At 67.3% G+C, this 19,804-nt stretch carries 18 protein-coding genes; 14 read left to right on the top strand and 4 right to left on the bottom strand.

The genetic code is table 11. From position 1 onward, the window contains the following. Window positions 1-39: 39 nt before the first annotated feature. Window positions 40-1,854 carry an aspartate--tRNA ligase gene (gene aspS / locus MHA02_RS09255; protein WP_147078357.1) on the bottom strand — a complete coding sequence of 605 codons (1,815 nt, stop codon included), beginning with the start codon at window positions 1,852-1,854 and terminating at the stop codon, window positions 40-42. A 157-nt stretch (window positions 1,855-2,011) separates the two neighbouring features. Between aspS and rnd the strand changes: the two genes are divergently transcribed. Continuing rightward, window positions 2,012-3,163 (top strand): ribonuclease D, encoded by a 1,152-nt coding sequence (gene rnd / locus MHA02_RS09250; RefSeq protein ID WP_147078356.1) that lies wholly within the window; start codon window positions 2,012-2,014, stop codon window positions 3,161-3,163. A gap of 136 nt (window positions 3,164-3,299) precedes the next feature. Then, complete coding sequence (locus MHA02_RS09245) at window positions 3,300-3,587, top strand: hypothetical protein (RefSeq protein ID WP_147078440.1); 288 nt, start codon at window positions 3,300-3,302, stop codon at window positions 3,585-3,587. Window positions 3,588-3,607: 20 nt separating this feature from the next. On the opposite strand, the gene MHA02_RS09240 is transcribed toward MHA02_RS09245, so the two are convergent. Together MHA02_RS09240 and MHA02_RS09235 are read right to left on the bottom strand one after the other, a co-directional pair. Next, a complete protein-coding gene (locus tag MHA02_RS09240; protein ID WP_174804658.1) occupies window positions 3,608-5,488 on the bottom strand; it encodes an aq_1923 C-terminal domain in 1,881 nt (626 codons plus the stop codon). Window positions 5,489-5,653: 165 nt separating this feature from the next. Next, window positions 5,654-5,980, bottom strand: a complete 327-nt coding sequence (locus MHA02_RS09235) for a HesB/IscA family protein (protein WP_147078355.1) — start codon at window positions 5,978-5,980, stop codon at window positions 5,654-5,656. Window positions 5,981-6,132: 152 nt separating this feature from the next. Here MHA02_RS09235 and MHA02_RS09230 point away from each other — a divergent pair, with 152 nt between their 5' ends. Continuing rightward, window positions 6,133-7,398 (top strand): deoxyguanosinetriphosphate triphosphohydrolase, encoded by a 1,266-nt coding sequence (locus MHA02_RS09230; RefSeq protein WP_238180235.1) that lies wholly within the window; start codon window positions 6,133-6,135, stop codon window positions 7,396-7,398. Between the two features lie 35 nt (window positions 7,399-7,433). On the opposite strand, the gene MHA02_RS09225 is transcribed toward MHA02_RS09230, so the two are convergent. Continuing rightward, window positions 7,434-7,979, bottom strand: a complete 546-nt coding sequence (locus MHA02_RS09225; RefSeq protein ID WP_176599792.1) for a hypothetical protein — start codon at window positions 7,977-7,979, stop codon at window positions 7,434-7,436. A 485-nt stretch (window positions 7,980-8,464) separates the two neighbouring features. Between MHA02_RS09225 and MHA02_RS09220 the strand changes: the two genes are divergently transcribed. The 11 genes from MHA02_RS09220 (at window position 8,465) to surE (ending at window position 19,731) form a co-directional block, all read left to right on the top strand. Next, on the top strand, window positions 8,465-10,036 hold the full coding sequence (locus MHA02_RS09220) for a hypothetical protein (RefSeq protein ID WP_147078354.1): 1,572 nt from the start codon (window positions 8,465-8,467) through the stop codon (window positions 10,034-10,036). 166 nt (window positions 10,037-10,202) lie between these two features. Further along, window positions 10,203-11,960 (top strand): arginine--tRNA ligase, encoded by a 1,758-nt coding sequence (argS, locus tag MHA02_RS09215; protein WP_147078353.1) that lies wholly within the window; start codon window positions 10,203-10,205, stop codon window positions 11,958-11,960. Between the two features lie 27 nt (window positions 11,961-11,987). After that, window positions 11,988-13,406, top strand: coding sequence for an SPOR domain-containing protein (locus MHA02_RS09210; RefSeq protein WP_147078352.1), 1,419 nt, complete (start codon window positions 11,988-11,990; stop codon window positions 13,404-13,406). 371 nt (window positions 13,407-13,777) lie between these two features. Next, a complete protein-coding gene (nagZ, locus tag MHA02_RS09205) occupies window positions 13,778-14,785 on the top strand; it encodes a beta-N-acetylhexosaminidase (RefSeq protein WP_147078351.1) in 1,008 nt (335 codons plus the stop codon). A 148-nt stretch (window positions 14,786-14,933) separates the two neighbouring features. Next, the gene (locus MHA02_RS09200; protein ID WP_147078350.1) at window positions 14,934-15,203 is read left to right on the top strand and encodes a twin-arginine translocase TatA/TatE family subunit; all 270 of its coding nucleotides are present in this window, start codon (window positions 14,934-14,936) and stop codon (window positions 15,201-15,203) included. 48 nt (window positions 15,204-15,251) lie between these two features. After that, window positions 15,252-15,779, top strand: a complete 528-nt coding sequence (gene tatB, locus MHA02_RS09195) for a Sec-independent protein translocase protein TatB (RefSeq protein ID WP_147078349.1) — start codon at window positions 15,252-15,254, stop codon at window positions 15,777-15,779. After that, complete coding sequence (tatC, locus tag MHA02_RS09190; protein ID WP_147078348.1) at window positions 15,776-16,576, top strand: twin-arginine translocase subunit TatC; 801 nt, start codon at window positions 15,776-15,778, stop codon at window positions 16,574-16,576. The genes tatB and tatC overlap by 4 nt, the downstream gene beginning before the upstream one ends. Before the next feature lie 55 nt (window positions 16,577-16,631). Then, window positions 16,632-16,877, top strand: a complete 246-nt coding sequence (locus MHA02_RS09185; RefSeq protein WP_147078347.1) for a type II toxin-antitoxin system RelE family toxin — start codon at window positions 16,632-16,634, stop codon at window positions 16,875-16,877. Window positions 16,878-17,088: 211 nt separating this feature from the next. Beyond that, the gene (locus MHA02_RS22105) at window positions 17,089-17,301 is read left to right on the top strand and encodes a helix-turn-helix domain-containing protein (protein ID WP_170249137.1); all 213 of its coding nucleotides are present in this window, start codon (window positions 17,089-17,091) and stop codon (window positions 17,299-17,301) included. Window positions 17,302-17,500: 199 nt separating this feature from the next. Then, a complete protein-coding gene (gene serS / locus MHA02_RS09175; RefSeq protein WP_147078346.1) occupies window positions 17,501-18,967 on the top strand; it encodes a serine--tRNA ligase in 1,467 nt (488 codons plus the stop codon). Beyond that, window positions 18,967-19,731 (top strand): 5'/3'-nucleotidase SurE, encoded by a 765-nt coding sequence (gene surE / locus MHA02_RS09170; protein ID WP_147078345.1) that lies wholly within the window; start codon window positions 18,967-18,969, stop codon window positions 19,729-19,731. Before serS ends, surE begins: the two co-directional genes overlap by 1 nt. Window positions 19,732-19,804: the final 73 nt, after the last annotated feature.

Here is a 19,804-nt window from a genome sequence, read left to right as displayed (position 1 = left end):
AGGGTGATGCCGGCGCGTCTCACCGTGCCCGTCCGGCCCTCAGGCCTTCTTCTCGGGCAGGTTGAGCCGAATGTGCAGTTCGCGGAGCTGCTTCGGGGTCGCCTCGGCGGGGGCGCCCATCATCAGGTCCTCGGCGCGCTGGTTCATCGGGAAGAGCACGACCTCGCGGATGTTCGGCTCCTCGCAGAGCAGCATCACGATGCGGTCGACACCCGGCGCGATACCGCCGTGCGGCGGGGCGCCGAGGCGCAGCGCGTTGAGCATGCCGCCGAACTTTTCCTCCAGCACGTCGCGGCCGTAGCCGGCGATGGCGAAAGCCTTCTCCATCACGTCGGGGCGGTGGTTCCGGATCGCGCCCGAGGACAGCTCGATGCCGTTGCAAACGATGTCGTACTGGAACGCCTTGATGCCGAGGATCTTTTCGCTGTCGCCATCGCCGAGCGCGAGGAAGTCGTCGCGGTCGAAGTTCGGCATCGAGAACGGGTTGTGGGAGAAGTCGATGCGCTTCTCGTCCTCGTTCCACTCGTACATCGGAAAGTCGATGACCCAGCAGAACGCGAACTGGTCCTTGTCGCAGAGGCCGAGGTCGTCGCCGATGCGCACGCGTGCCTTGCCGGCGAGGCCAGCGGCCTTGGCCTCGGTGCCGGCCGCGAAGAACACCGCGTCCCCGGCCTTGGCGCCGGCCTTCTCGGCGATGCGGGCCTGGATCTGGGCGGGGATGAACTTGGCGATCGGCCCCTTGCCGGTGAGCGTGCCGCCCTCGTCCTCGAACACGATGTAGCCGAGGCCTGGCGCGCCTTCCGAGCGTGCCCAGTCGTTGAGCTTGTCGAAGAACGAGCGCGGCTGGCCGGCCGCCCCGGTGGCGGGGATGGCGCGCACGACGCCGCCCGACTTGATGACGCCCTTGAACGCCTTGAACTCCACGGAGTCGTCGGCGAACTCATCGGTGACGTCGGCGATGATGAGCGGGTTGCGCAGGTCCGGCTTGTCGACGCCGTATTTCAGCATCGCGTCGGCATAGGTGATCCGCGGAAACACGTCGGTGACGCGCTTCGCCCCGGCGAACTCCTTGAAGACGCCGTGCAGGACGGGCTCGACCGCCTGGAACACGTCTTCCTGCGTCACGAAACTCATCTCGATGTCGAGCTGGTAGAACTCCCCCGGAGACCGATCCGCCCGCGCGTCCTCATCGCGAAAACACGGCGCGATCTGGAAGTAGCGGTCGAAGCCGGCGATCATCGTCAGCTGCTTGAACTGCTGCGGCGCCTGCGGCAGCGCGTAGAACTTGCCCGGATGCACGCGGGACGGCACGAGGTAGTCGCGGGCCCCCTCCGGCGAGGACGCGGTCAGGATCGGGGTCTGGAACTCGAAGAAGCCGCCCTCGCGCATGCGGCGGCGGAGGCTGTCGACGATGGCCCCGCGCTTCATGATGTTGGCGTGGAGCTTTTCGCGGCGCAGGTCGAGAAAGCGGTACTTGAGGCGCGTCTCCTCCGGGTATTCCTGGTCGCCGAAGACCGGCATCGGCAGCTCGCCCGCGGGGCCGAGCACTTCGAGATCGTCGATATAGACCTCGATCGTACCGGTCGGCAGTTCGGGGTTCTCGGTGCCGGCGGGGCGGGTGCGCACGCGGCCGTCGATGCGGATGACCCACTCGGAGCGGGCGGCGTCGACCGCCTTGAACGCCTTGGAATCGGAATCCACCACGCACTGGGTCAGGCCGTAATGATCGCGCAGGTCGACGAAGAGCACGCCGCCATGGTCGCGGATGCGGTGGCACCAGCCGGAGAGGCGGACGCTCGCGCCGACGTCGGACGGGCGAAGCGCCCCGCAGGTGTGGGAACGGTAACGATGCATGGCCGGCTCTGAGGGATTTGAGGGCGGCACCATTCACGCGAGGGGGTCGAAGTCAAGGCGCGGGCCTCGCGGAAGGTGTTTCGCCCCGCGAAACGTCCACGCCCGATTGGCGGGCGTCGCCTCGCAAGGCGCGTCAACCTCCGATATAGCCGAAGGCATGGACCTGATCTCGACCACGTCGGACCTTGCCGACGCCTGTGCCCGCTTCGCCGCGCAGCCCTTCGTCACCGTCGACACGGAGTTCATGCGCGAGACGACCTATTACCCGAAGCTCTGCCTGATCCAGATGGCGGCGCCGGACGGGTTCGCGGTCCTGGTCGATCCGCTGGCCAAGGACATCGATCTCAAGCCCTTCGTCGATCTGATGGCGGACGAGGGCGTGGTGAAGGTGTTTCACTCGGCCCGACAGGATCTCGAGATCGTCTGGATGATGGGCGAGATGCTACCGCATCCGTTCTTCGACACGCAGGTCGCGGCCATGGTCTGCGGCTACGGGGACTCGGTGTCCTACGAGCAGCTCGTCAACGACCTCGCCAAGGCCAAGATCGACAAGTCCTCGCGCTTCACCGACTGGTCGCGCCGGCCGCTCTCCGAGGCGCAGCTCACCTACGCGCTCTCCGACGTGACGCATCTGGTCAAGGTCTACGAGTTGCTCGTCGCACAGCTCGTCGAGACCGATCGCGGCGCCTGGCTCGACGACGAGATGGGCGTGCTGACCTCCCCCGAGACCTATCGCGCCGATCCGGCCCAGGCTTGGCGCCGGCTCTCGGGGCGGATGCGCAAGCCCCGCGAGATCGCCGTGCTGATGGAGGTGGCAGCCTGGCGCGAGAAGGAGGCCCAAACGCGCAACGTGCCGCGCGGGCGCATCCTCAAGGACGAGGCGGTGATCGACATCGCCTCGTCGGCCCCGCGTAGCGTCGAGGCGCTGGGGCGGCTGCGCAGCATCCCCACCGGATTCGAGCGCTCGCGCACCGGCACCGACATCCTGGCCGCCGTCGAGCGGGGCTTCGCGCGGGACACGGCCGACATCAAGCTGCCGGAACGAGGACGCTCGCGCGGTGGCAACGCCGCCGTGGTCGAACTGCTGAAGGTGCTGCTCAAGGCGGTTGCCGAGGCCGAGGGCATCGCCCCGAAGATCATCGCCACGGTGGACGAGCTCGAAGCCATCGCCGACGACGATCTGGCGGACGTGCCCGTACTGCAGGGCTGGCGCCGGACTCTGTTCGGCGAGAAGGCGCTCGCCCTCAAGACCGGCCGGCTGGCCCTCTCCACAGAGGGCGGCCGGGTCATCGTACGCGAGCTGCCCTGAGGCGACGACCACCCGCGCCGCGCAAGAAAACGCTCGACGCTTCAATCTGTTGAGGATGGCTTTCGGAGCGGGACTCCCCTAGATCGGGATTAAGCGGCAAAGTGATTGCCGAAATTTCCCGACCTTGCCAGCCCCGATGTTCGAGCCGAACGAAGTCCTGCAGACCTTGACCGGGCGCGGCCATGTCTCCGCCGAAGGCATCGATGCGGTCCGTGTGCGCTACCGCGTGGTCGTCGAACGCCGCGAAGGCAGCGTCGTCGCCTCCGGCACGCTGACCGGCAGCCATGCCAGCCTGAAGCCGGTCTGGCTCGTTCCGGACGCGACGCTGCGCCTCAAGAACGGCCGCCGGATCGAGATCTCGATCACCGACCTCGTCGGCGACGTGGCGGAGTTCGAGAGCACGGGCCCGGTTTCGCCAACCTGAAGAGAGATGGCGGAGGCGCGTCACTCCGCCTTGGCGTTCACTTCGAGCTTGTCGAGCACGGCGCCCGGGCTGCCGGCGGTGCTGAAATCGGCGACGCCGAGCCCGCCGTCGCTCTTGGCCCTGGCACTGATCGAGAGCGTGCCGGGCTTGGCGGCGAACTTGCCCATGGCCGCGCCGATGGTCTTGGCCGCGGGAGAGTTGCCGAGGATCACCGGAATGCCGATCAGGCAGGCGGTGACATATTCCTTGCGCAGCTCGTCCGGCTTAAGGCTGAGCGACTTCGACTGTGCTTCAATGAAGCGCTCGTAGAGCCCGCCGTTCTCGAGCTTCAGGTCGACCGTCTTGGCGGTCGCCGAGAGCATGGCCAGGCCGGAGGAGGCCGCGTCGGGATCGAAGATCTCCGGCCCGATTCCACCGAGTGTCGCGTTGATGTGCAGGGTGCCCATGTCCTTGCCCGAGACCGAGACCTCGCGCAGCGCGAGCTCCTTCGCGCCCTCGTTCCATGCGGAGTCGGCAACCACGTTCAGGTCGAGGTCGCGGTAGCCGTAGAGCCCGAGGGAGCCGAGGCCGGGGAGGCCGGCGACGGCGGAGGACGGCATGGTCAGTCCCGAGAGCGACAGGCGGCTCGCGGTCGGCACGCCATCCTTCGGCGGACCGAACGTCATGGTGGCGTCGCGCAGGCCGACATGCAGCGTGCCGGACGCGGGCGTGGCGAGCGGATCGGTGGAGGGCGTCGGCAGTGCGGGCTTGGTTGCGCCCGCCGGGCGCTCCCTGCCGGCACGTGCGCCGTCGGCCGGAACGTCCAGGCTCAGCCCCGAGAGCGTCACGGTGCCGATCACCGGTGTCAGGCGGCGCATGTCCGCCTCGGTCGACGCCTCTGTGGGCTTGGCGAGACGCCGCAGCGTCGCGATCGTCGGCGCCAGCGAGGTGCCGCTGAGCGAGAGCTTGGCGATCGTCGAGCGGGTGCCGGTTCCCGAGAAGCTGATGTCGTCGAGCGAGAGGCCGGCATCGGTGCCGGTCGCAGCGTAGGCGAAGCGGCCGATGGCGAGGTCGACGGGCTTGTCGCCCTGGGTATCCTGAACGCGCAGCCCGGTCGCCTCCAGACTGCCGATGGAGACGGCCTCGATCAGGTCCGCGGCGTTGCCGGCGGCCTTGGCGCGCGCGGCTGCATCCTCGCCGTCGAAGTCCAGCGCCTTGAAGGCGTCGAGCGCGCCGGTCCAGGTCGCCGGCACCTGGCGGCCGGAAAAATCGCGCCCCGAGAGGCGGGCGAGGCTGACCCGCGTGCCGTGCTCGTCGGTGAACGCCATCGTCTCCAGCGAGAAGGCCGCGTAGAGGCGCTGGAACGGTCCCTTGCCGTCGCCGGGCTCGCTGGAGAGACGCGCCATCGCCGCGAGATCGACGTCCTCCGCCCGGATCTTGCCGTAGGAACCGTCGCCGTTGGCCGCCTTGCCCTCGACGGTGCCGGCGACGGTGACAGCCGCGCCGGCCGAGGTCAGTTCGGCGATGCGTCCGCCATGGACGCCCCGTGCGACGACGTCGCGATAGACGACGGCCTGCCGCATGCCGCCGGTGGTCTGCTCGACACGCAGTTCTGGGATCGCGAGGCTGCCCGCATCGAGCCGGGCGAGGCGGGTCGCCCAGGGCTCCTTCCCGTCGGCCCTGAAAATCGCGATCAGGTCGTCCTTCGACAGGCGCGTCCCGCTGGCCGTCATCCGCGGCGCCGTGAAGCGCGTGCCGCCGATCGTCAGCACCACGTCCTGCAGCGCGACGTCCTGCACCGCCGAGGCCGCCTCCTGCGCTCGGACGGGCGCGGCCGCAGGAAGCGCGGACAGGACGGCGAGGCTGCAGGCCGACACGAGTACCGCCCGCCTGAAGCCGAGACGGCCGTTCATTGCGATCATGATGGTGTCCGGGAGCTGGGACGCGACAAGTCGAGGCGGCATCGCGGCCCGTTCGCACGGGCGCCATGCACTGCCGCAGAATCCAAGAGCAGGCAATTGCGCCCAAGCCACGGCAAGGCGCCGGTCATCGTCCGGCGCTCTCTGACGAAATCCGGCCTCGCGCGATCAGAGCGAGAACGACGTCCCGCATCCGCACGACGAGGTCGCCTGCGGGTTCTCGATCTTGAAGGACTGGCCAATGAGGTCGTTGGCGAAGTCGATGACCGAGCCGCCCATGTATTCGATCGAGACCGGGTCGAGCAGCACCGTGGCGCCGTCGCGCTCGATCACCAGATCCTCGTCGGTACGGGTCTGCTCGATGTCGAAGGCGTAGGAGAAGCCCGAGCAGCCGCCACCATTGACGCTGATGCGCAGGGAGCTGCCGGGGGGCTCGGCGCTCATGATCTCCTTGATGCGCTTGGCGGCGCGGGCGGTCAGCTGGATGTCGGCCATGGTCGAGCTCGGCTTCGTGGTGCGATCCCCTTCGAGCGTGATCGCACGCGGGATGCGCGATTGCCGGACGGGACCTCTGGACAAGATATGGGGTAGGCCGACGCACCGCAACGCGGCGTGGCGCGGGGGCAAGTCTGAAGGCAGTGCGGGACGTGGTGCAGGACAGAGCGACGAGACGCCCGGGCGACCGCTGGCGGGCGGGATACGCCACCGATCCGGCGGCGACGCGCGGGCGGCTGATCCCGGAGCCGTCCTCGCCGACGCGCAGCGATTTCCAGCGCGACCGCGACCGCATCGTCCACTCCACCGCGTTCCGCCGGCTGAAGCACAAGACTCAGGTCTTCGTGCATCACGAAGGCGACCACTACCGCACCCGGCTGACGCACACCCTCGAGGTCAGCCAGATCGCCCGGGCGCTGGCCCGCGCGCTCGGCCTCGACGAGGATCTCGCCGAGGCGCTCGCGCTCTCGCACGACCTCGGCCATACCTGCTTCGGCCATACCGGCGAGGACGCGCTGCATGCCTGCATGGCCGAGCACGGCGGCTTCGACCACAATGCCCAGGCCCTGCGCATCGTCACCCGGCTGGAGCGGCGCTACGCCGAGTTCGACGGCCTCAACCTGACTTGGGAGACGCTGGAGGGGCTGGTCAAGCACAACGGCCCGCTGCTCGACGCGGCCGGCCATCCGGCCCCGCGCTACCGCCACTCCGGCATCCCGGCGGCGATCCTCGAATACGACGCGATCAATCACCTCGAACTCGCGCGCTTCGCCGGGCCGGAGGCGCAGGCGGCGGCGCTCGCCGACGACATCGCCTACGACGCGCACGACCTCGACGACGGCCTGCGCGCCGGGCTGTTCGATCTCGCGGACCTCGAGACGGTGCCGTTCCTGCGGGGACTCCTCGACGAGATCGAGGCGCGCCACCCGAACTTGGAGCCATCGCGAAGAATTCACGAGCTGGCCCGGCGGGTGATCACCCGTTTCGTCGAGGATCTGATCGTCGAGAGCGAGCGGCGGCTGGCGGCACTACAACCTGGAAATGTCGAGGACATCCGTGGGGCGAGTTCGGCCGTCGTGGCATTCTCCGAAACGATCGCGGCGGCGGATGCCGAGATCAAGACGTTTCTGTTCGCGCGGATGTACCGCAATCCCGAGGTCATGGCGGTGCGGGCCAAGGCCAACACGATCGTCACGGACCTGTTCGCGGCCTTCGTGGCCGATCCGCGCCGGATGCCACAGGAATGGCAGGCCGGCCTCGACGGGGCGGGGGAGGGACGTCTGGCCCGCCGCGTCGCCGACTACATCGCCGGCATGACCGACACCTACGCGGTGCTCGAACACGGCAAGTTCTTCGCAACGACGCCGAGCCTGCACTGGCGTCCGGCGGATCGCGGCCTGCCGCTCGCGGAAGCATAGGAGCGGGGCGGATCGAGTCCGCCCCGACATGGTCCTCAGTAGCCGCAGGGCGAGCGGTAGTAGTAGCTCGGCGCGGCGTAGGCGTAGCCGCCGCATCCGCCGTAGCTGACGGCCGGCACGTAGCTGCGATAGCCGCAGCCGCCACATCCGCCGTAGCCGGTCGCCGCATAGCCGCCGTAGCTGCCGCCATAGGACGCGCCGTAGCCCGTCGCGGCGTAACCGCCGCCGTACCCGTACGACGAGCCGTAGCCTCCGCCGTAACCGTAGCCGCCGGTGAGGGCGCCGGCTGCGAGACCGAGACCAAGGCCGACACCGGCGCCGGCCAGACCGTAGCCGAGCCCGCGCCCGTAGCCGCGGCCGCCGTAGTAACCGCCGCGCCCGGCGAACCCGCCGCGGTGGTAGCCGCCGAAGCCGCTACGGCCGTAGCCACCGAAGCCGCTACGGTGGCCCCCGAACCCACCATGATGCCCACCAAAACCGCCGCGGCCATATCCGCCCCGGCCGAACCCGCCCGCATCGGCGGTCGCCGGCACGACCATCAGGGCGGCGAGGGCCGCACCTGCAACGAGAAAAGCTTTCATCGAGAACCCCTGGTCACTGAACGGAAAAGGCGGGTTCATCAGGGCTGTCGGGGCCGCGCCGGTACAACGGGTCAGTCTACCGAGAGCGTGACTCATCCCCCGCGAAGCGAAGACATGATGAAGCGTGGAGACTGGCTGCCGCTCATTCGCGCCGATCACCTGCACGCCGCCCCCTTCCGCTGCCGCTGGCTTGGCGAACCGCGCTGGTCGCACCCGTCGGACCAAGCCGTGGCGAAACGCCAAATGAATGCAATTCCAAGTAGAGAATGTCTAGATACTTATTACTACAGGTTACAAACTAATCGATCCTGATCGGATATGTGTACTCGCGTGTATATTTATGGGAAGAATTGTGTTTGATGTTTCGAACTAAAGAGATCGGCATGCTCCAAAAGCGTCGCGTCAACGTCAAAACTACTTGAAGTTGCATCTAAGGGCGTCGAGAGCCGCAAAATCCGCCATCAAGTTTTGATAGGCACCAATTTATGATATTTCTGCACTCAAGCTTCAGAACATCGAGCACCTATATCTGGTCTCGTTTTCGAAAAATACAAAACTGCGTGACTTACTACGAAATATTTCACGAAACACTTGCATCGACTTCTCAGCAGCAAATCGCTTCCGCGAAAGCGAGTTCCTGGGACTCCAAGCATCCGCCCGGTGCACCCTACTTTCTGGAGTATCTGCCCCTGATCCGGGAGCAGGGCGGCATTGCAGGCTTCGATCCGTCGCTGAGCTATGAGCGGTTCATACCGCCCTCCGGCCCGAGCGGACCGGTTTCTGAGGCGGAATCGGCCTATGTCCGGACGCTCGTCGAACACGCCGAACAGCGTGGCCGGATACCCATTCTCACGGATACCCGCACGTTGGGTCGGGTCGCCGGCCTCAAAGCAGCCGCGCCGGGCCTGCACGCGATCCTCTATCGCAACCTCTTCCGGCAATGGTGCTCCTATACGGAGCAGTCGACCTGCGGAAATCCATACTTTCTCGATACGATCACGAAAATCGCAGAGCTTAGTCGGCACGATCCGGTGATCAGAGACCTGCTTCGCGTGTTCCCCGTCGAAAGGCCTTCGGCCACCGACATGAACACCTTCTATCTATTCATCTTTCTGCACGTTCATCTCTACGCGCACGCGACCGCGGCGGCCGATCTCGTGATCGACGTCGACCGACTGTCCGGCGACGCCCCGTATCGTGCCGAGATCGAGGAGACGTTCGACGGGCAGAACATCCGCGTCGATTTCTCGAACGCCTGTCCGTCCACCGCCTATTCGCTGGTGACCTTCCCCTGCCGAGCCGACATGCGCGAGCAAATTCAGATCATCAGCGACGCGATCATCGGGAAAATGCCGTCCGAGCGTGGCCGTACATTCACCGCGCAAGCCGTCGCCGATCTCATGGACGAGTACGAGCGTCACGAGTTCTACAGCAAGCGCCTGCGATCGGTTCTGTTCTCGATGCAGCGCGACAAGGACGAGGCGGTCGCGGCCGCCGAGGAGGCACGGCGGCAGGGAGCCGACCTGCAGAGTGAACACGACCGGGCCGGAACCGAGAGGGATTCGGCCGCTGATCTGCAGGCTGAGTGCGACCGTTCCGGAAGGGCCAAGGACGAGGCTCTCGCAGCTGTCGAGAGCATGCGCCGGCAACTCGCCGACCTGCAGAGCGAGCGCGACCGATTCGGGACCGAGAAGGATGAAGCCCTGAGCGCGGCCCGGGAGGCCAGCCATGAGGCCGAGACCCTTCGGAGCGAGCGCGATGCGGCCGTTCGGGACCGGACTTCGATCGAAAGCCGGCATCGCCGGCTCGATCAGGATTTCGCGTCGCTCGCGGCGCTCCGCGACCAGTTGACCGGCGAGCGGGACGCGGCACGCGCGGCGACGCAGGAGGCGGCGCGCGAGCGGCAACGCGTCGAGAGCCGATACGACGCACTGCTCCATTGGAGCCTCGCTTTCCATGATTCCACGGCCGCGTCGGCGAGCTGGCGGCTCACGCGGCCCCTGCGGTGGGTCGGGATCGGCAGGCCGAAGCGGCCACCGAAACCGGACTTCCTATGACGGCGGGACTCCCGGCTGCAGGTCCGCAGCCTCTGCCCTTTCGGGCCTGGAGGGCTGCCCCGTGTTTCGCACGCCGCGCCGTGACACCCCCCGCCCGCGTTGCTATGCCGCCGCGCTGAAACAGGCGGCCGTCGCAACGTGGCCGCGCCAGCGGACAACCTTTCCCATGAACATCTTCGCCCAGTTCGAGGCGCGCGTGCGCGAAGCCCTCGAATCGCTCGTCCAGTCCGGCGATCTGCCCGGCGGGCTCGACCTCTCCCGCGTCGTGGTCGAGCCGCCGCGCGATACGTCGCACGGCGACCTCGCCACCAACGCCGCGCTGGTGCTGGCGAAGGAGGCCAAGGCCAATCCGAAGGCACTCGGCGAAGCGCTGGCAACCGAACTGCGCAAGGATCCGCGTGTGGTCGAGGCGAGCGTCGCAGGCCCCGGCTTCATCAACCTGCGTCTCGTACCCGATGTCTTTCAGGACGTCGTCCGCGCCGCGCTTTCGGACGAGGCCTTCGGACGGGCGAAGCTGCCGGGCGGGGCCGTCAACATCGAGTACGTCTCGGCCAACCCCACCGGGCCGATGCATGTCGGGCACGGGCGCGGCGCGGTGTTCGGCGATGCGCTGGCGAACCTGCTCGTCGCCGCCGGCCGTGCGGTGACGCGCGAGTACTACATCAACGATGCCGGCGCTCAGGTCGACGTACTCGCCCGCTCCGCCTATCTGCGCTACCGCGAGGCGCTGGGCGAAGACATCGGCGTGATCCCCGAGGGCCTGTATCCGGGCGATTACCTCAAGCCCGTCGGGCTTCAGCTCAGCCACGAGCATGGCCGCGATCTCCTCGACAGGCCCGAGCACGAATGGCTGCCGATCGTCCGCGAGACCGCCATCCAGGCGATGATGGCGATGATCCGCGCGGATCTCGCCGCCATCGGCATCCGGCACGACGTCTTCTTTTCGGAGCGCACCCTGCAGGGCGAGGGTGGCGGCAAGGTCGCGGAGCTGATCGCCGCCCTGCGCGACAAGGGCCTCGTCTACGAGGGCCGGCTTCCCCCGCCGAAGGGCCAGGTACCCGAGGATTGGGAGGATCGCGAGCAGACGCTGTTTCGCGCGACGCAGTTCGGCGACGACGTCGACCGGCCGCTGCTGAAGTCCGACGGCGGCTTCACCTACTTCGCCTCCGACATCGCCTATCACCGCGAAAAGTGGCTCGCCGGCGCCTCGGAGCTGATCGACGTGCTGGGCGCCGACCACGGCGGCTACGTCAAGCGCATGCAGGCGGCGGTGAAGGCCGTCAGCGACGGACAGGCGATCCTCGACGTGAAGCTGTGCCAGCTCGTGCGGCTGTTGCGCGCGGGCGAGCCGGTGAAGATGTCGAAGCGCTCCGGCGAGTTCGTGACGCTACGCGAGGTCATCGACGAGGTCGGACGCGACGCGATCCGCTTCATGATGCTCTACCGGAAGAACGACGCGACGCTCGATTTCGACCTCGCCAAGGTCGTCGAGCGCTCGAAGGATAACCCGGTCTTCTACGTGCAGTACGGCCACGCCCGCTGCTTTTCGGTGAAGCGGCAGGCGCTTGAGGCCATGCCCGACGAGGATTTCTCGAAGGCGGCGCTCCTGGCCGATGCCGAACTTTCGATTCTCACCGACCCGGGGGAAATCGAGATGATGCGTCTGATCGCGCAGTATCCCCGCGTGCTGGAATCGGCGGCCGTTGCCCACGAACCACACCGAATCGCCTTCCATCTCTACGAAACGGCCAGTTCGCTCCACAGTTTTTGGAATAAGGGCAAAGACTTGCCGCAATTACGGATTGTTAATCCAACCGACCGAAAGTCCACCCGGGCCCGCTTGGCCCTCGTGGAGGCTCTCGGCGGCGTCCTCGCCTCCGGTCTTGCGGTTCTGGGTGTCACCGCGCCGGACGAAATGCGGTGATCTGGCCGGGTTGGAAAGGAATCGACCATGACGACGAGCGCTTCGCGTGCGCCGATCGACTTCGACGCCTTCGAGCGTGATCTGCGTCAGTCCTCGCTGCCACAGACGGGGGCGCCGACTCCGTCGCGCGCCGACCCCCTCGCCGAACTCGCTCGCATCGTCGGTCAGGACGACCCCTTCCGCGCCCTCCTCGCCTCGCAGGGCGCTCAGCCCGGGGCACGCGTTTCGGCTGGGACCCAGGCCGGCCGCATCGAGCCGGCCTTCTTCCATGCGCCCCAGGCGCAGCATGAAGTCACCGCACAACCCGCCCAGTCTCCGGCCGATGCCTTCGATCAGTACCTCGCCACCGTCGAGCAGGGTGCCTACGCCGAGGATGACGGCCACGACCAGCACGACCCGGCCGCTTTCGACGATTCCGGCAAGGGCTACCGCGCCGTCGCCGCTCAGCACCCGCGCCGGAAGCTCGTGCAGGTCGGCGCCGGCCTGGGCGTGCTGGTCCTCTGCGTGACCGGCGCCCTGGGCTGGAAGGCCATGGGCAGCCACGGCTCCAGCGGCGGTCCCGTGACGGTGCTCGCCGACAAGACCCCGCTCAAGGTCGCGCCGCAGGCCGCCGACGGCGTCGAGATCCCGGACCAGAACAAGCAGATCTACGAGCGCAACGCCAAGGACGGCCAGATCAAGGTCGTCAACCGCGAGGAGCAGCCCCTCGACGTGGCCCAGGCCGCGCGCTCGGCCGGCCGCGACGGCGCTTCCGGCGGCACCACCCCCGGCAACACCGCCATGCTGACCGATTCCCTCGGCGAACCACGTCGCGTCCGCACCGTGTCCGTGAAGCCGGATACCCCGGTGACTGCGGCCTCCCAGGTGCAGTCTCAGCCCTCCGCCCAGCCGCAGACCCAGCGGGTGGCCTCGGCCGATCCCGTCGGGCAGGCCCCGGCCTCGCCGATCCCGACGATGATGATGCCGGACGCCTCCGAGGGCAGCGCATCGCAGGCCTCGCGTCGTCCGCAGCGGGCCCTGGCCTCGACCACGGTGCCGGCAAAGCCCGCTCCCGTGCAGACGGCCGACGCTTCGGGCGCCACCCCGCCGATGCCGGCCGCCGAGGCCGCACCGCGCAAGGCGGTCCAGCGCGTCGCCTCCGTCTCGCCCGAGACCACCGCATCCACCGATGCGGCTCCGGCCGCGACGGCCTCCACCGCGTCGGTCGGCGGCTTCTCGGTGCAGATCGGCGTCCGCGCCAGCGATGCCGACGCCCGTTCGGCCTTCCGCCAGATGCAGGGCAAGTTCAGCCAGCTTTCCGGCAAGCCGGAACTGATCCAGCAAGCCGAGGTCGGCGGCAAGTCGATCTACCGCGTCCGCGTCGGGCCCCTGGCCAAGGCCGAGGCCAACAGCCTCTGCACCGACCTGAAGGGCGCGGGTGGCCAGTGCTTCGTGGCGAAGAACTGAGCGGCCGTTCTACTTAAGCGAGCGCCCCGTCATTCCGGGGCCGCGAAGCGGAACCCGGACCCTAAGAGCGCGCAGAGCGTGCGACCCGCGACTGGCCGCATCGTGCCGGGTGGATTCCGGGTTCTCGCCTCCGGCGAGCCCCGGGATGACGGTAGCGGTTTCCAGATCCATCAGGAGATATCTGCACGGCGCAGATGAGCGACCGCGCGACCCGACCCTCTGATTCCCGAAAGCAACACCGGCAAGCCACCGGCGCCTCCGCACTGCTTTCGCCTTGCGGCAGAGCGGGGCTCATCTGATTCTCACGCGTTGCCGTCGACGATTCGAAACTTCCGCGCCGCCGCGCGGCCACAGGATTTCCTGCAAAAGTCATGACCTGCCGCGCCCTGATCCTCGGCTGTTCCGGCACGCATCTCACCGCAGGGGAGGCGGCGTTCTTTCGCGACGTCCGGCCCTGGGGCTTCATCCTGTTCAAGCGCAACATCGGCTCGCCAGACGCGGTGCGCGCACTGACCGCGTCCCTGCGCGAGACCGTGGGCCGCGCCGACGCGCCCGTCCTGATCGACCAGGAAGGCGGCCGGGTTCAGCGCATGGGGCCGCCGCACTGGCCAAAGTATCCGGCAGGCGCCCGCTTCGGCCGGCTCAACGGCTCGGCTCGCGCCATGGCCTGGCTCGGCGCGCGCCTGATGGCGCATGATCTCGCCGCTGTGGGCATCAACGTCGACTGCGCGCCGATGCTCGATGTGCCGGTCGAGGGCACCCACGACATCATCGGCGACCGCGCCTACGCGCAGGATGCCGACTCCGTCGCCGAGATCGGCCGTGCGGTCGCCGAAGGCCTGATGGCCGGCGGCGTGCTGCCGGTGATCAAGCACATTCCGGGGCACGGCCGCGCCACCAGCGACAGCCATTTCCACCTGCCCGTGGTCGACGCCGACCGGGCGAGCCTGGAGGCGACCGACTTCCGGCCGTTCCGGGCACTCAACGACATGCCGCTCGCGATGAGCGCCCACGTGGTCTACCCCCATCTCGACCCGAAACGGCCGGCCACGCTCTCGCGCATCGTCATCGACGACATCATCCGCGGCGCCATCGGCTTCGACGGCCTGCTGATGAGCGACGACCTCTCGATGAAGGCGCTCAAGGGCTCCTACCGCCGGCGCAGCGAGCAGGCCTTCGCCGCCGGCATCGACGTCGTGCTCCACTGCAACGGGCTGATGCGGCAGATGCGCGGCGTGGTCGAAGGCACGCCTGTGCTCGTCGGCGAAGCTCTGCGGCGGGCCGAGGCCGCCATGTCCCGGCTTTCGCAGAACGCTGACACGTTCGACGTGGCCGAGGCGCGCACGCGGTTCGAGGCAGGCCTTTCGGCGGCAGCCTGAGGGCGGACTGCAACGATCCGGCACGCCTTCGCGCGTCTTCGATCGCGCGGGCGAACTTGTGTTCGCCCCGGCCGATCCTTAGGTTCACGCCAATCGATCGATCAGGGATAGCACCGCGGCGGAGACGGCGCGGTGCGGGATGTGCGCCATGGGCAGCTTGAGTATCTGGCACTGGGTCGTCGTGGCGGTGATCGTCATGCTGCTCTTCGGCCGCGGCAAGGTGTCCGAGCTGATGGGCGACGTTGCCAAGGGCATCAAGGCCTTCAAGAAGGGCATGGCCGAGGACGACGAGACGCCGCCGAAGCCCCAGCAGCCGCCGGTCGCGACGATGCCGAGCGAGCCGGTCCGCACGATTCCGCATCAGGCCGAGCCGGGCCATGCGCCCGCCCAGCCGGCCACTGATCGCCGGGTGAGCTAGAGCCCGCTGCCGACCTGATCAGCCGCGCAAGGCGAGACTGAAGACGCCATGCTGGACATGAGCTGGGGCGAGGTGATGCTGATCGGCGGCGTCGCCCTGATCGTCATCGGGCCGAAGGATCTACCGAAGGCGCTGCGCACCCTCGGCCAGATCACGACCAAGGTGCGCCGCATGGCCGGCGAGTTCCAGCACCAGTTCAACGAGGCGATCCGCGAGGCCGAGCTCGACGAGATCAAGCGTGACGTCGCGGACGTGAAGCGCCAGGCCGAGAGCTTCAAGCCGAGCTTCAACCCGGTCGACACCATCCGCAACGAGCTGAAGAGCGTCGTCGAGGGCCGGGCCAGGGCGGGCGAGGCCAAGCCGGATCTGATGCAGAGCACCGCGCCGGCCGCCATCGCCGGCGCCAGCGACGCGGCCACTGAGCGGCTCGCGCAAGGCGGCAGTTACGACGTCCCTCGGCCGACGGAGCTGTCCGACGTGGTGCAGCCCGAGATGACCGACGTCATGCGGCCGCATGCCCAGCCGGGCGATCCCGAACCCGGCGCTCCGAAAAAATCCGACGGCCAGCCTTCATGAAGACCGAGCAGGACGAAGCCGAGATCGAGGCTTCGCGCGCGCCCTTGCTCGAACACCTGATCGAGCTGCGTTCGCGGCTGATCAAGTCGCTGATCGCGTTCATCCTGATGTTCTTCGGGTGCTTCTTCTTCTCCCGCAACATCTACAACGTGCTGCTGCATCCCTACGTTTCGATCGTGGGCGCGGCCAATGCCGAGCTGATCGCGACGCATTTTCTCGAGCAGCTGTTCACCAACATCAAGCTCAGCGTCTTCGGCGCGGCCTTCCTCGCCTTCCCGGTGATCGCGACGCAGATCTACGCCTTCGTTGCGCCGGGGCTCTACCGCAACGAGCGCTCGGCCTTCCTGCCGTATCTGGTGGCCACGCCGGTGTTCTTCATCCTCGGCGCGCTCGTCGTCTACTTCCTGGCGATGCCGCTGCTGATCTCGTTCTCGGTCTCGCTGCAGCAGGTCGGCGTCGCCGGCGAACCGACGATCAAGCTGTTGCCGAAGGTCGACGAGTATCTCTCGCTGATCATGACCCTGATCTTCGCCTTCGGCCTCGCCTTCCAGCTGCCGGTGATCCTGACCCTGCTCGGCCAGGTCGGCATCATCGACCAGGCGTTCCTGCGCGAAAAGCGCCGCTACGCCATCGTCCTCGTCTTCGTCGCCGCCGCGATCCTGACCCCGCCCGACGTGATCTCGCAGTTGTCGCTCGCGCTGCCGATGCTGCTGCTCTACGAGGCCTCGGTGTTCTCGGTCGGTCGGGTGGAGAAGATGCGCCGGGCGAAGCGGGTGGCTGCGGGGTTGGAGCCGTAGGGCTTCCCTAGCCAGAGCGGCAATCGTATTGTCTCGCACCGCGCGGACGAGCGACATGAACAAGACTCTGATCTTCGCGGTGGGGCCAGGGCGCGCGTTCTGGAAACTGCCGCTTGAGGTTCAGGAAAGCTTGACCCAGAAGCTCTACCAGTACGGACTGACCGGCATTGGTGATGTCAAGCGTTTGACCGGTTTCAATCGCCTGAGGCTGCGCGATGGCGAGTATCGTATTGTATTCGAGGAATCCGCGACATCGCTCACTGTCGTTACCGTCGCGCATCGGCGCGAAGTCTACCGTTGAGAGGAGCTGAATCGTGGGTCCTCAATTTCTGAAAACAGCATTGGGCGAAGAACTCGTCGTCCTTTCACGACGCGATTATGACGTATTGCTCGCTCGTCTCGGCGATGAGGATGCAGAGGATCGACTGCTCGGCGAGATAGCGGATAGAGCCCACGCCGATCTCGCATCGGGCAAGGAATTTCTCCTCCCCGTCTGGTTCTCGGATGGTCTGATGGCCAATCGCAATCCGTTGCGGACCGTGCGCGAGCATTTTTCGCGATCGTCGGCCAAGATGGCCCAGGTGGCGGGCATCACCGAGGAGCGGCTTGCGGGGTTCGAGCAGGGCACCGCGTTGCCGCCGGCCGAGACCCTCGATGCGATCTCGACCGATGTCGGCATGGACCTGCGGATCCTCCGGCGGATGTACGTCGAAGGCGACGCGTGAGCGCATGCCCCTGATCGTGGACATGCGGGCGGGTTGCTGACAGAAGGCGGGCGCGATCACACACCCCGTCATTCCGGGGCTCGCCAAAGGCGAGAACCCGGAATCCAGAGACGCCGAGGGCGCCAAGCCTGAGCCGGCGGCGGTTCTGGATTCCGCGTTCCGCTTCGCGGCCCCGGAATGACGCCTTTTGGGCCGGCCCATGCACGACATCCGCGCCATCCGCGAAAACCCGGACGCTTTCGATGACGACCTCGCCCGTCGCGGTCTCGCACCCCTTGCCACATCGCTGATCGCCCTCGACGATGCGCGCAAGAACGCGGTGTCGGCGGCGCAGGCCAATCAAGAGCGGCGCAACGCGCTTTCGAAGGAGATCGGCGGCGCCAAGAAGGCGCGGGACGAGGCGCGGGCCGCCGAGTTGATGACCGAGGTCGCCCGGCTCAAGGAGGATTCTTCGCGGTTGGACGGCGAGCAGTCGCAGGCCGCGAAAATCCTCGACGACGAACTGGCCAAAATCCCGAACCGGCCGAAGGCCGACGTGCCGCCCGGCGCCGACGAGCACGGCAACGTCGAGTACCGCCGCTTCGACTCCGCGCGCGAGCGCTTGAACGAAGGTCGCGAGCATTTCGAGCTCGGCGAAGCCACCGGCCTGATGGATTTCGAGGCGGCGGCCCGGATGTCGGGCTCGCGCTTCGTGGTGCTGAAGGGTCAACTCGCACGGCTTGAGCGAGCGATCGGACAGTTCATGCTCGACCTGCACACGAGCGAGCATGGGTATCTGGAGGTCGCGCCGCCGATCCTCGTGCGGGACGAGGCGATGTTCGGCACGGCTCAGTTGCCAAAGTTCACAGAAGATCAGTTTGCTGCAACGAGATTAATTTCCGAACAAGAGCAGATCGAAATCGCCGTTTCCGCTACTAGCGATATAATGGGGCGATTGGCGCGCACAGAGCTGATGATAGCCTCTGATGAAGAAATACATATCAGGCAGCGGGAGCTGAGATCAGAGGCATTTGCCAAGGGCATTGAAGCTTATCTTCTTGTGCCAAAATCGCAAAAACACTGGCTCATCCCCACCGCCGAAGTCCCCCTCACCAACCTCGTCCGCGAGTCGATCCTCGCCGAAGACGAACTCCCCCTCCGCTTCACGGCCCTCACCCCCTGCTTCCGCGCGGAAGCCGGTGCGGCGGGGCGCGACACGCGGGGGATGCTGCGGCAGCATCAGTTCAACAAAGTCGAGCTGGTCTCGATCACGGCGCCGGAGAAATCGGCGGAGGAGCACGAGCGCATGCTCGCCTGCGCCGAGGCGGTGCTCAAAAAACTCGACCTGACCTACCGGGTGATGACGCTCTGCACCGGCGACATGGGTTTTGCATCGCAAAAAACCTACGACATCGAGGTCTGGGTGCCCGGCCAACAGACGTACCGCGAAATCTCGTCCTGCTCGGTCTGCGGCGACTTCCAGGCGCGACGCATGAACGCGCGCTATCGCGGCAAGGACGGCAAGCCGGCCTTCGTCCATACACTGAACGGCTCGGGCGTCGCGGTCGGCCGGGCGCTGATCGCGGTGATGGAGAACTACCAGAACCCGGACGGGAGCGTCACGATCCCGTCCGTGCTGCAGCCCTATATGGGCGGCCTCACCCGGATCGAGGGACCAAGGACCTGATGCGCATTCTCGTCACGAACGACGACGGCATCCATGCGCCGGGCCTGGAAACGCTGGAGGGCATCGCCCGCCAGCTCAGCGACGATGTCTGGGTGGTCGCGCCGGAATACGATCAGTCCGGCGTCTCGCACTCGCTCTCGCTGAACGATCCGCTGCGGCTGCGCCAGATTGCGGAAAAGCGTTTTGCGGTGAAGGGCACGCCGTCCGACTGTGTGATCATGGGCATCGCCCACATCCTGGCCGAGCATAAGCCCGATCTCGTGCTCTCCGGCGTCAACCGCGGCCAGAACGTCGCCGAGGACGTAACCTATTCGGGCACGATCGCCGCGGCGATGGAGGGGACGATCCTCGGCGTCCGATCGATCGCGCTGAGCCAGGCCTACGGCCATGGCGGCCGGGCCGGCATCAAGTTCCAGTGCGCGGCCGAACATGGCGCCGGCGTCGTGCGCAAGATCCTGGAGACCGGCATCGAGCCCGGCATCGTCGTCAACGTGAACTTTCCCGATTGTGAGCCGGGCGAGGTGCAGGGCACGGTGGTGGCGGCGCAGGGACAGCGCAATCAGGCGCTGCTCGCCATCGACGCCCGCCACGACGGGCGCGGCAACCCGTATTTCTGGCTCGCCTTCGCCAAGGCGCGGTTCGAACCAGGCAACGGCACCGACCTCAAGGCCATCGCCGAGAACCGCATCTCGGTGACGCCGCTACGGCTGAACCTCACCGACGAGCCGACGCTGACGCGCTTCGCCCAGGCCTTCGAGGGCTAGTGCCCTGCCATGGCGGGACTGTCGGATTTCGCGCACCGCCCCGTCATTCCGGGGCTCGCCGAAGGCGAGCCCC

The organism is Methylobacterium haplocladii (assembly GCF_007992175.1).
Lineage (GTDB): Bacteria > Pseudomonadota > Alphaproteobacteria > Rhizobiales > Beijerinckiaceae > Methylobacterium > Methylobacterium haplocladii.
This window is presented reverse-complemented; position numbering and strand designations above follow the sequence as displayed.